The organism is Micromonospora sp. NPDC092111, from assembly GCF_044755745.1.
In the GTDB taxonomy this organism is placed as follows: Bacteria; Actinomycetota; Actinomycetes; order Mycobacteriales; family Micromonosporaceae; genus Micromonospora.
Genome location: NZ_JBIVRQ010000004.1, coordinates 329,063 through 340,887, shown reverse-complemented (window position 1 = coordinate 340,887; position 11,825 = coordinate 329,063). Strand labels below are relative to the sequence as shown.

The following is an 11,825-nucleotide window of genomic DNA, read 5'->3' as shown; positions in this document are numbered from 1 at the left end:
CGCCTTGCCGGAACTCGTCATCACCGTCGCCCGGTTCGGGTTCCTCATCCTGCTGTGGATCTTCGTGTTCACGGTGGTCGGAGTGATCCGCCGCGACCTCTTCGCCGGAGCCCGGTCGGGCCGGCTGGTGGCCGCGCCGCGTGCGGTGGGTGCCGCCACCGGGCAGGCCGCGAAGCCGGCGAAGGTGAAGCGGGGCAGGGCCGCGCACCAACTGGTGGTGACCGCCGGCCAGCTCGCCGGCACCCGGATCACCCTCGGTGAAGCGCAGATCACCATCGGTCGGGCCGAGGACTCCACCCTCGTCATCACCGACGACTACGCCTCGGCGCGGCACGCCCGACTGGTGCCGCGCGACGGGCAGTGGTTCGTGGAGGACCTCGGTTCGACTAACGGCACCTACCTGGATCGCGCTAAGGTCACCGGACCAACCCCCGTCCCCCTCGGCGTGCCGATCCGTATCGGCCGCACCTCTCTCGAATTACGGCCATGACTCTGACCCTGCGCTATGCGGCCCACAGCGACCGCGGTCTGATCCGAGACGGAAACCAGGATTCCGTCTACGCCGGGCCGCGGCTTCTCGCCGTCGCCGACGGCATGGGCGGCATGGCCGCCGGTGACGTCGCCAGCAACATCGTCATCGGTGCCATGGCGCCGCTCGACGAGGACGTCCCGGGGGACGCGCTCGTCGACGCGCTGCGATCGGCCGTGGGCACCGCCAACCAGCAGCTCCGCGACACCGTGGACGCCAACCCGCAGCTTGAGGGGATGGGCACCACGCTCACCGCGACCCTCTTCTCGGGCAGCAAGCTCGGCATGGTCCACATCGGTGACTCACGGGCCTATCTCCTGCGCAACGGCGAGTTCGCGCAGATCACCAAGGACGACACCTACGTCCAGATGCTCGTCGACGAGGGGCGGATCAGCGCGGAGGAGGCGAGCAGCCACCCCCAGCGCTCGCTGCTCACCCGCGCCCTCGACGGTCGGGACATCGACCCGGAGTACAGCGTCCGCCAGGTGCTCACCGGCGACCGCTACCTGATCTGCAGCGACGGCCTCTCCGGCGTGGTCAGCGCGGACACCATCGGCGACACGATGCGGGAGTACACCGACCCGCAGCAGTGCGTCGAGCGGCTGGTGCAGTTGGCCCTGCGCGGCGGCGGCCCGGACAACATCACCGTGATCATCGCGGACGCCACCGACCAGGACATCGTCGAGGCGAGCCCGATCGTCGGCGGGGCCGCTGCCCGGGACCGGGGGATGGCCACCGCGGCCGACGACTCCACCCCGGCGGCCCGGGCCTCGGCGCTCTCCGCGCCGCGTCCCCCCGCCCCGGAGGACCCGGCGGCCAACCGGGACGACGAGCCGGAACGCTCCCGCCGTCGGCCGCTGCGCACCGTGGCGATGCTGGTGGCGCTGCTGGTCATCCTCGGTGGCGGCCTCTTCGCCGGCTGGAGCTACACCCAGCGGCAGTACTACGTCGGGGCGACCGAGAACGGGCAGCTCGCGGTCTTCCGTGGGGTTCCCGGCCAGGTCGCCGGGCTCGACCTGTCCAGCGTGCACTCGACCAGCCCCGCCAAACTGGACGACCTCACCCTGGCTGCCCAGGAGCAGGTGAAGCAGGGCATCCAGGCCAAGAGCCGGCCGGACGCGCTGCGTCGACTGACCGAGCTGACCAGCGACGACCCGGCCAACCCCAACCTGAAGCCGGTCTGCCCGCCCAGCCCGACGGTCGCCGTCACCGGTTCGCCGGTCGTGACGACGACGACACCGACCGCACCCGCGCCCACCCCCAGCGGCCGTCCGGTCGTCACGGCGACCCCCGCGCCGACCACCACGCCCGACGCCTCGGCCTCCGACGCGGTCCCGCCAGCCGGAGACCCGGCGGGCTGCCGGTCGCCCGAGTGACCGTCGGCTGAGATCCGAGGGACACATCCGTGACCGCAGCGGCCACACCGGCAGCCTCGCCCGCCATGACGGGCGAGCAGCCCGGCGTACGCCTGGCGCGGTCCCGGCGTAACGCCGAACTGTCGCTGCTGCTGCTGGCGATGGTGCTGGTGGCCGCGTACGGGGCGATCGTCGAGGCGAACCTGCTCGACACCGTCACCCCGGACTTCTGGATGCCGGCCGCCGCGCTGGGGCTGGTCTTCCTCGGCATGCACCTGGTGATCCGCTGGCTGGCGCCGTTCGCCGATCCGGCGCTGCTGCCCGCGGTGGCGCTGCTCAACGGCGTCGGGGTGGGCTTCCTGCGCCGGCTCGACCTGGGCAAGGCCGCCCCCGCCGACCGGGAGACGCTGGCCATCTTCGCCGGCACCGGAGGCCGCCAGCTCGCCTGGACGCTGGCCGCGGTGATCCTCGCCGCCGGGCTGCTCGTGCTGATGCGCGACCACCGCTCGGTCTCCCGGTACGCGTACACCCTGGGCCTGGCCGGCATCGTGCTGGTGATGATCCCGGCGGTGCTGCCCGGCCGGTTCTCCGAGATCAACGGCGCCAAGCTGTGGATCCGGGTCGGCGGCTTCAGCATCCAGCCCGGTGAGTTCGCCAAGCTGGCGCTGCTGGTGTTCTTCGCCTACTACCTGGTCCGCAAGCGCGAGGTGCTCTCGCTGGCCAGCCGCCGGATCCTCGGCATCGACTTCCCGCGCGGCCGGGACCTCGGGCCGGTGGTCGGGGTCTGGCTGATCAGCCTCCTGGTCCTGGTGTTCGAGAAGGACCTCGGCACCTCGCTGCTCTACTTCGGCATGTTCGTGGTGACGCTCTACATCGCCACCGAACGGGTCAGTTGGCTGCTGATCGGTCTGGTCCTCTTCTTCGGTGGCGCCTATCTCGCGTACGTGCTCGGAGGCACCGTCGGCGGGCCGTTCGCCAACTTCTACACCCGCGCCGAGATCTGGCTGGACCCGTTCGCCGAGCCGTACGACCGGGGCTACCAGTTGGTGCAGGGGCTACTCGGCCTGGGCAGTGGTGGACTGTTCGGGACCGGGCCGGGCGCCGGTGAGCCGCTGGAGATCCCCGAGGTGCAGAACGACTTCATCTTCGCCGGCATCGGCGAGGAGATCGGCCTGTTCGGGCTCACCGCGCTGCTGGTGGTCTACCTGCTGATCGTCGAGCGCGGCCTGCGGGCCGGGCTGGCCGTCCGCGACTCGTTCGGCAAGCTGGTCGCCGGGGGCCTGGCCTTCACCCTGGGGCTCCAGGTCTTCGTGATCGTCGGCGGGATCAGCAAGCTCATCCCGCTGACCGGTCAGACCACCCCGTTCCTCTCCGCGGGTGGTTCGTCGCTGATGGCGAACTGGCTGCTCATCGCGGTGCTGCTCCGGATCTCCGACGCGGCCCGACGGCCGGTGACGCAGGGCGGTGGCCCGGCGGCCCGGCCCGGCGGCGGCCCGCCGGAACAGCTACACGGTGCTCCCACGGAGGTGATCCGCCCGTGAACGCACCCCTGCGCCGCGTCGGCGTCGTCGTCATGATCCTCTTCGGTCTGCTCTTCGCGAACCTGAACTGGATCCAGGCGTACAAGGCCGACGAGTACCGCAACAGCGACTACAACGGCCGGGTCCAGGTGGCCGAGTACGAGCGTCGGCGGGGCAACATCGAGGCCGGCGGCACCGCCTTCGCCACCAGCAAGGAGACCGGTGGCAAGCTGAAGTACCAGCGCACCTACCCGGGCGGGGCGAAGTACGCGCATGTGCTCGGCTACAAGCCGGTCAACCTGGGCGACACCGGCATCGAGCGGCTTGAGAACGACTTCCTCGCCGGCACCAGCGACGCCCTGCTCGGCAACCGGATCAAGGACATGTTCACCGGGGACGAGACCGGCGGCGGCAACGTGCTGCTGACCGTCTCGAAGCGGGCCCAGGACACCGCGTACGAGCAGCTACGCAACAACGGCAACGGGGTGAAGAGGGGCGCGGCGATCGCCATCGACCCGCGTACCGGTGCGGTGCAGGCGCTCGTCTCGATGCCCAGCTTCGACCCGAATCCGCTGGCCAACCACGACACCAACGTGGCGTCGGCCGCCTACAACAAGTACGAGCAGGACCCGGACGGCCCGCTGAAGAACCGCGCGCTGTCGGAGACCCTGCCGCCCGGCTCCACCTTCAAGATCGTGGTGGCGGCCGCCGCCCTGGAGAACGGGATCGGCAAGAACACCCAGATCCCGGCCGGGGCGAGCTGGACCCCGCCGACCTCGGGCGAACCGATCCGCAACGCCGCCCCGTCGATCTGCCCGGAGGCGCAGGTCACCCTGCTGGACGCGGTCACCGAGTCGTGCAACACCGGCTTCGCCCAGCTCGGCGTGCGGCTCGGCGCGGACACCGTGAAGGAGAAGGCCCGGCAGTTCGGCTTCGAGCAGGACGACCTGACCGTCGGCCAGCTCGGCGAGGGCGGCCTGACCGTCACGGCGAGCCGGACCGGGGAGATGTCGGCGCCCGGCGGGGCGACCGACCCGGCGGCGCTGGCCCAGTCCTCGATCGGGCAGCGGGACGTGCGGATGACGCCCCTCCAGGGGGCGCTGATCGCCGGCTCGGTCGCCTACAAGGGCAGGCAGATGCGGCCGTACCTGGTCAAGCAGCTCCTCGGGCCGGACCGGACCACCAGCTACTACAACGCCCAGCCGCGTGAGCTGCGCCGGCCGGTCAGCGACCAGGTCGCCGCCGACCTGCGGGACATGATGGTCAGCGTGGTGGAGAACGGCACCGGCCGGTCCGCCCGGATCGACGGCTACACCGTCGGCGGCAAGACCGGCACCGCACAGTCCGCCCCGGACCGGCCCGACCACGGCTGGTTCATCGGCTTCGCGCTCGACAAGAACGGCGAGGCGGTCTCCGCGGTCTGCGTGGAGCTGGAGCAGGCGGGCAGTGGCGGCAGCAACGAGGCCGCCCGGATCGCCGGCAAGATCATGCAGGCGGCCATCGCCGACGCGGGGGGCCGCTGACATGCTCAGCCCCGGCGTGCAGCTCGGCAACCGCTACCGCCTCGACGAGCGGATCGCCAGCGGCGGCATGGGCGACGTGTGGCGCGGCACCGACCAGGTGCTGGGCCGTACGGTGGCGGTGAAGAGCCTGCTCCCGGCGTTGCTCGACGAGCCCGGCTTCGCCGAACGGTTCCGTGGCGAGGCGCGGACGATGGCCACCATCAACCACCCCGGCGTGGTCGACGTCTACGACTTCGGCAGCGACCAGCAGATCGCCTTCCTGGTGATGGAGTACGTCGAGGGCGACGCCCTCTCGTCCACCCTGAGCCGGGTCGGCCGGCTCACCCCGGCCCGGACGATGGCCCTGCTCGCCCAGGCCGCCGACGCGCTGCACGCCGCCCACGAGAAGGGCATCGTGCACCGCGACGTGAAGCCGGGCAACCTGCTCGTCCGGCCGAACGGGACGTTGGTGCTGACCGACTTCGGCATCGCCCGCTCCGAGCTGGTGGGTCAGCTCACCGCCGCCGGGTCGGTGCTCGGCACCGCCTCGTACATCTCGCCCGAGCAGGCCACCGGGGCGGTCGCCACCCCCGCCTCCGACGTGTACGCGCTCGGCGTCGTGGCGTACCAGTGTCTGGCCGGCCGGCGACCCTTCGAGGGCGACAATCCTCTTGAGATCGCCATGAAGCACGTCCGGGACGCGCCCCGGGCGCTGCCCGGCGACATCCCGCCGCAGGTGAAGGCAATCGTGGAGCGGGCCATGGCCAAGGAGCCCGGCCACCGTTGGCCGAGCGCCGCCGCCCTGGCCACCGTGGCCCGGCAGGCGAAACTGGCCCTCTCCCAGCAGGCCCGCACCGGCGGGCACCCCGGCCCGGTCTCCGGTGCGCCGGCCTCCCCGGCCGCGCCGATGGCCCGCGCGCAGGTCCCCACCGCGCCCCGGCAGCAGCCGCCCGCGCTGGCCCAGCAGCACCGGCCGCCGGCCAGCGGGCAGGCCCGCCCGCCGGTCGCGGCCCGCCACCCGCAGCCGCCCGTGGCCGCCCAGCGCCCGCCCACCCCGGCCCGGCCGCCGGCCGTGCCGTTCGCCCAGACCCGGGGTGCCGCGTCCGTCCCGCCGACCCCGACCCGGGTCGACCGCCCGGTCGGGTACGCCCGGCAGCCGCTCCCGGCCCCTGTTCCACCACGTCGTTCCAGGTCCGGGATGGTGACCCTGGTCATCCTGCTGGCCGTGCTGGTCCTGGTCTGCTCCGGCGTGATTTCCTACAGGGCGCGGCAGGGCATGAGCGCCGGTGATCCCGGTGCGCCACGCACGACGTCCGGCGCGCTGAGTGCCTACGGACGCGACGATCCGCTCGGAACACCGTACCGTCGGGTGGTACGGCTCGGACCGGGTGGCGGCGAGACGACGACGAGCGAAGGACGAAGAACGCGATGACAGCGCAGGCCCGCCTGCTCGGTGGCAGGTACCAGGTCGGCGAGCTGCTCGGTTACGGCGGCATGGCCGAGGTACACCGCGGTCGCGACCTCCGGCTCGGTCGGGACGTCGCGATCAAGATGCTCCGGACGGACCTGGCCAGGGACGCCACCTTCCAGATGCGGTTCCGCCGCGAGGCGCAGAACGCGGCCTCGCTGAACCATCCGGCGATCGTCGCGGTCTACGACACCGGCGAGGAGACCGCGCCGACCGGCGAGACACTCCCGTTCATCGTGATGGAGTTCGTGAACGGGCGGACCCTCAAGGAGGTCCTCGGCGTCGAGGGCCGGCTCCAGCCGCGCCGGGCGCTGGAGATCTGCGCCGACATGTGCGCGGCGCTGGAGTTCAGCCACCGGCACGGGATCATCCACCGGGACATCAAGCCCGGCAACGTGATGCTGACCCAGACCGGCCAGGTCAAGGTCATGGACTTCGGCATCGCCCGGGCGCTGGCCAGCGGGGCCACCACGATGACACAGACCAGCGCGGTGATCGGCACGGCCCAGTACCTCTCCCCGGAGCAGGCGCGCGGTGAGGCCGTCGACGCCCGCTCCGACGTGTACGCCGCCGGCTGCGTCCTGTTCGAGCTGGTCTGCGGCCATCCGCCGTTCGTCGGCGACAGCCCGGTCAGCGTGGCGTACCAGCACGTCCGGGAGGCGCCGCCGACGCCGAGCGACATCAACCCGGACGTCAACCCGGCGGTCGACGCGATCGTGCTCAAGGCGCTGTCGAAGAACCCGCTCAACCGCTACCAGAGCGCCGGCGAGATGCGGGCCGACCTGCTCCGCGCCGCCGCCGGCCGGCCGGTGATGGCCACCCCGGTCATGCCGCAGGAGGAGACCGCCCCGATGCCGGCGGCCGGCGGGGCCGGGTACCCGACCCAGGTGGCGGGCCAGCCGACCCGGCAGATGCCGGCCCGGGTCGGCGACCCGCAGCGGCGCAAGAGCTCCGCCTGGGTGATCGCCGCCTTCGCGGCGGTCGGCGTGCTCGCGGTGATCGCCCTGGTCGCGGCGCTACTGATGAACGGCACCGGCGGCGCGCAGAAGGCGTCGGTGCCGAACCTGGCCGGCAAGTCGCAGCAGGCCGCGTTCGCCGAGATCCAGAACGCCGGTTTCGTACCGGCGGTGGGTGACCCGGTCTTCGACAGCACCTGCCAGAAGGGGACCGTCGTCACCCAGGACCCGTCGGCGGGCACCTCGCTGGAGGAGAACCGCCAGGTGACGGTGAACATCTGCGGCGGCCCGCAGGAGGTGACCATCCCGGCTGCCCTGGTCGGTTCCCAGTACACCAACGTCAAGGAACAGTTGGACCGGCTCAAGCTGGTCGTCGACCGGAAGGACGTCGACAGCGGGCAGCCGGAGGGCACCGTCACCAAGGTGAATCCGGCCTCCGGCGAGAAGGTGGCCGAGGGCACGAAGGTGACCGTCGAGGTCTCCAAGGGCAACGTCCGTGAGGTGCCCCGGGTCACCGGGCTCACCGTGGACGAGGCCCGCAAGGAGTTGGAGAAGCGCGGCTACGTCGTCAAGGTGCGCGACGGTGACGAGGTGCCGGCCGACCAGGCCGGGAAGGTGACCGGTCAGAACCCGGAACCGGGCAAGCCGCTGGCCGAGGGCAAGACCGTCACCATCGAGGTCTCCATCCCGGAGCCCACCCAGGAGCCGACGCCGCCCACCCCGACCACCCCGACGCCGACCACCACGCCCCCCGGCGACGGCGGGGGCGGCGGGTTCCCGCTGCCCATCCCACCGGGCCGGCTCGCCCACGAGTGACCCGTACCCCGAGGTGAACCCAGGCCCGGTCCGCGCGGACCGGGCCTGGGTGTTTCCGATGCGCGGTCAGGTGGTGGCGAAGGCGGCGCGGCGGCGGGTGTCCACCTCGGCGGCCAGCTCCGGTGCGCGCTCCAGCGCCTCCGGGTGGCCGCAGGCGGCGAGCCAGTTGGCCAGCATCAGGTGGCCGCCCTCGGTGAGCACCGACTCCGGGTGGAACTGCACCCCCTCGATCGGCAGCGTCCGGTGCCGCATCGCCATCACCACGCCGGAATCCGTCCAGCCGGTGACCTCCAGCTCGTCCGGCAGGGTCTCGGGGAGCACGGCCAGCGAGTGGTAGCGGGTCGCGGTGAACGGGTCCGGCAGACCGGCGAGCACCCCGACGGAGTGGTGCCGGACGTCGGAGGTCTTGCCGTGCAGCAGCTCGGGGGCCCGGGTCACGGTCGCCCCGAACGCCTCGCCGATGGCCTGGTGACCCAGGCAGACGCCGAAGATCGGCAGTTCGCCGGCGTACTGCCGGATCACGTCGAGGCAGATGCCGGCGCGGTCCGGGCTGCCCGGACCCGGCGAGAGCAGGACGCCCGCCGCGCCGAACCGACCGACCTCGGCGACGTCGATCTCGTCGTTGCGCCGCACCTCGCACTCCACCCCGAGCTGACCGAGGTACTGGACGAGGTTGAAGACGAAGGAGTCGTAGTTGTCGATCACGAGGACGCGCATGGGCTCACTGGTCCGAGGAGGGGGGTGGGGTGTTGTTCTGGTCGGTGTCGTACGGCAGTTCGTGGTCGGTGCCGGTCGGCGCGTTCTGGTCGACGCCGGAGTCGCCGCCCGGGTTACCCGAGTCCTGGGTGACCTGGACGTCGTCGAAGGGCAGCAGCGGTTCGGCCCACGGGAAGACCACGTACCAGAGCAACGCCACCGTGGCCGTGGTGAGCAGCAGCGAACCGATCAGCTTGCCGGGCAACCCGAGGGGCAGCTTGCGCCAGATCCAGGAGTACATCGTCGTCAGCCTTCCAACTCGCCCGGCCGGCCCACGGACTTCGCCTGGGCGCGTTCGAACTCGGCGTGGACGATCAGACGCTGGTAGTTGTCGAACTTCGGGTTGCAGGTGGTCAGGGTGAGCAGCTTGCGGGTGGCCTTCGTGCCCGGCTTGCCCGGCACCGGCGCGACCACCTCGACCTGGTCGGGGCGGACGATCCGGGACTGGTAGACCTTGTAGACGTACCAGTCCTCCTTGCCCTCCAGGACGATGGTGTCGCCGCTCCTCAGCTCGTCCAGCCGCCAGAAGGTGGCCCGGTTGCGGTGCCCGGCGACGGAGAAGTTGCCCACCTCGCCGGGGAGCGCGCTCTTCGGGTAGTGGCCGGGGGCGTACCGGATGTCCTTCTGGGTGACGCCCTCGACGACGACCCAGTTCTTGTCGAGCTTGGGGATGTAGAGCCCGGCGATCGGCTTGCCCTCGACCGGGGCCGCCGGCTTGGCCGTCACGCTCGGGCTGACCGTCGGGTCCCCGGTGGGTGCCCACTCCTGCGCCAGTTGCTTGTTCAGGTCGGTCTGATGGGCGTCGACGATCGCCGACTTGCCCCAGATCTCGTACCCGGCGAAGAGGAGCACCACCAGGCCGAACGTGATCAGCAGCTCGCCGCTGACCCGTACGCCGGTGCGCAGTCGGGAGCCGAACGACGGCCGGGTCAGCTCCGAGTAGACGCTCTTGTAACCCTCGCCGGTCTGCTCCGGGCGGAGCTGCACCACCCGCTCGCCCCGCCGGGGCTGCGGCGGTGGCTCGACGGGGCCGCCGGAGCCGGTGCCCTCCGGGGCGGGCGGGACCGCGCCCATCAGCGCGGTGGAGTCCAGTGCCGGGCCGGGGCCGGCCGGCCGGGCGGGCACCGCCGGGAACACCGCCGTCGCCGCCGGGTCCGGGCCGCCGGCCCGTACCGGCTCCGGCCGCCCGTGCTCCGCCGGCCCGTGCTCCGCCGGCCCGTCCCCGGGTACGCCCCGCTGGTGGGCGTCGGCTCGCGGGGCCGCCGTTGCGTACCGCTCGCCGCCGGTGATGGCCGGCGGCGGCGCACCGTCAGGGGTGGCGGCCCGGAGCCGACCCGGCTCGGCGGGGTCGGGGCGGCGCTCCTCTGGGGCCGGCCCGGAACGCCGGGCGGTCCGGTCGGTGATGGTGGGGAGGAGGGCGGTCTGCGCGTCGGCGGGCTGTGGCTCCACCGGTCGGCCGGCGGGTCGGGGTCCGGCCGGGCTGGTCGGTGTGGCGTCCCACGGGCCGGCCGGGCTGGTCGGTGCGGGAGTCCACGGCCCGGCCGGGCTGGTCGCTGTGGTGTCGGGGTGCCCGGTGGGGCTGCCCGGCCAGGCGGGGGGTGCGGGCCGCCCCGCCGGGGCGGACCGGTCGGGTGGGCCGTACCCGCCCTCGGCGCTCGGCCGGGGCGCGGCGGGGTGGGTCGGGCCGGCGTTCGGCGGTGCCGGGCGGCGGGCGGAGCCGCCGTCGGAAGCGCTGGTGGCGGCCGACCGGTGGGTCGGGAGCACCGGGTCGGGCCAGCGGCCGGTCGGCCCGGGGCGGGTGGACGCCGGTGGCGCGGAGCGGTCGACCTTCGGCAGGAAGGCGGTGGGCTCGTCGGCCGGGCCGCGGTGACGCGCGTCCCCACCCTCGTCGGTCATCGCGGCACCGTCGCCGACCGCAGCGCGGTCGAGTCCTCGAACGCCGGCACGGTGACCGTGGAGACGGTCTCGGAGTATCCGAGCTGGTAGTGGTCGACCGCCTGCTTGAACAACCCGACTCCCTGAGAGCCGGCGAGGGCCTGCTGGAGGGCAGCGGGATCGCCGATTGCTACGATCTTGAACGGTGGCGAGTACACCCGGCCGTGCAGCAGCAGGGTGTTACCGACGCAGCGTACCGCGCTGGTGGACAGCACGCGGACGTTCATGATGGACATGGCCTCGGCACCGCCGGCCCAGAGCGCGTTCACCACCGCCTGGACGTCCTGCTGGTGAACCACCAGGTCGTCGTTGGTGGCCCCCTTGGGCAGCGTCCCGTCGCCGCGCCGTGGGGCGTCGTTCAGCTCGACGGTCACGCCGGTGCCGGTGAGCGGGGTGAAGCCGGCGGCCTGCTGGATGCTCCGGGCCCGGTCCCGCTGCTCCTTGATCGGCGCGTCGGTGTCGGCCAGGGTGGCGGTCTCGCCCTCCACGTCGGCCCGCAGTCGCGCCGCGCGCAGCTCGCTCGCCGCCACCTGCTCCCGGCGGTCCTCGATGAGCTGGGTGAGCTGGGGCCGGCGGTCCTCCCGCAGGGCGGTGCCCCCGGCCGTGGTCGCCGTGGTGGTGAAGAGCAACCCGGCCGCGGCGGCGATCAACGGCACGCCGATCGACCAGCCCGGCCGGCGCTGCCGGGGGCGCGGGGGCAGGAAGGCCGCCACCGCGCGGCGCATGGCCTTCTGCCAGGACGCCGCGCCGGATGTGTACTCCACCGAGCGTTCCTCTCCGGTCGTCTGGTTTCGCGCCGCCACGGCGTGGGACGGTGCGTCCGGGCCGCGTCGGCCCGCCCAATCCGGTCACTCCGCGCACCGGACTGACCCCATTCATGGCCTGGAGCGGCCGTCGGGACTACGCTAGCTGTCGAACATTATTGGCCATGGACCGTCGCCCCCGCGCCCGGTTGTCAGGCCGGACGAGGTCGTCACCCCTCTGGAGA

10 protein-coding genes are annotated in these 11,825 nt (G+C 72.8%); 6 read left to right on the top strand and 4 right to left on the bottom strand.

The genetic code is table 11. The features are described 5' to 3' along the window. Nucleotides 1-4: 4 nt before the first annotated feature. From ACIQG9_RS12190 to pknB, 6 genes are read left to right on the top strand one after another with little or no spacing between them, the layout of a single operon-like run. Nucleotides 5-490, top strand: a complete 486-nt coding sequence (locus ACIQG9_RS12190) for an FHA domain-containing protein (protein WP_400400795.1) — start codon at nucleotides 5-7, stop codon at nucleotides 488-490. Continuing rightward, nucleotides 487-1,905 (top strand): protein phosphatase 2C domain-containing protein, encoded by a 1,419-nt coding sequence (locus tag ACIQG9_RS12185; protein WP_400400790.1) that lies wholly within the window; start codon nucleotides 487-489, stop codon nucleotides 1,903-1,905. Before ACIQG9_RS12190 ends, ACIQG9_RS12185 begins: the two co-directional genes overlap by 4 nt. Before the next feature lie 29 nt (nucleotides 1,906-1,934). Beyond that, entirely contained in the window at nucleotides 1,935-3,425 is a 1,491-nt protein-coding gene (locus ACIQG9_RS12180; protein ID WP_400400785.1) for an FtsW/RodA/SpoVE family cell cycle protein, read from the top strand. Beyond that, nucleotides 3,422-4,927, top strand: a complete 1,506-nt coding sequence (locus ACIQG9_RS12175; RefSeq protein ID WP_400400781.1) for a peptidoglycan D,D-transpeptidase FtsI family protein — start codon at nucleotides 3,422-3,424, stop codon at nucleotides 4,925-4,927. Before ACIQG9_RS12180 ends, ACIQG9_RS12175 begins: the two co-directional genes overlap by 4 nt. 1 nt (nucleotide 4,928) lies before the next feature. Continuing rightward, nucleotides 4,929-6,338: a protein kinase gene (locus ACIQG9_RS12170; protein ID WP_400400779.1), complete on the top strand. Its 1,410-nt coding sequence runs from the start codon at nucleotides 4,929-4,931 to the stop codon at nucleotides 6,336-6,338. Further along, nucleotides 6,335-8,146 (top strand): Stk1 family PASTA domain-containing Ser/Thr kinase, encoded by a 1,812-nt coding sequence (gene pknB / locus ACIQG9_RS12165; RefSeq protein WP_400400778.1) that lies wholly within the window; start codon nucleotides 6,335-6,337, stop codon nucleotides 8,144-8,146. The genes ACIQG9_RS12170 and pknB overlap by 4 nt, the downstream gene beginning before the upstream one ends. A 66-nt stretch (nucleotides 8,147-8,212) precedes the next feature. Here pknB and ACIQG9_RS12160 read toward each other — a convergent pair whose 3' ends face one another. From ACIQG9_RS12160 to ACIQG9_RS12145, 4 genes are read right to left on the bottom strand one after another with little or no spacing between them, the layout of a single operon-like run. Further along, nucleotides 8,213-8,863 (bottom strand): aminodeoxychorismate/anthranilate synthase component II, encoded by a 651-nt coding sequence (locus tag ACIQG9_RS12160; RefSeq protein WP_400400776.1) that lies wholly within the window; start codon nucleotides 8,861-8,863, stop codon nucleotides 8,213-8,215. A 4-nt stretch (nucleotides 8,864-8,867) separates the two neighbouring features. Next, nucleotides 8,868-9,143, bottom strand: coding sequence for a hypothetical protein (locus tag ACIQG9_RS12155; RefSeq protein WP_400400774.1), 276 nt, complete (start codon nucleotides 9,141-9,143; stop codon nucleotides 8,868-8,870). A 5-nt stretch (nucleotides 9,144-9,148) separates the two neighbouring features. Then, entirely contained in the window at nucleotides 9,149-10,798 is a 1,650-nt protein-coding gene (locus ACIQG9_RS12150; protein WP_400400772.1) for a class E sortase, read from the bottom strand. Next, on the bottom strand, nucleotides 10,795-11,601 hold the full coding sequence (locus tag ACIQG9_RS12145) for a DUF881 domain-containing protein (RefSeq protein ID WP_400400770.1): 807 nt from the start codon (nucleotides 11,599-11,601) through the stop codon (nucleotides 10,795-10,797). The genes ACIQG9_RS12150 and ACIQG9_RS12145 overlap by 4 nt, the downstream gene beginning before the upstream one ends. Nucleotides 11,602-11,825: the final 224 nt, after the last annotated feature.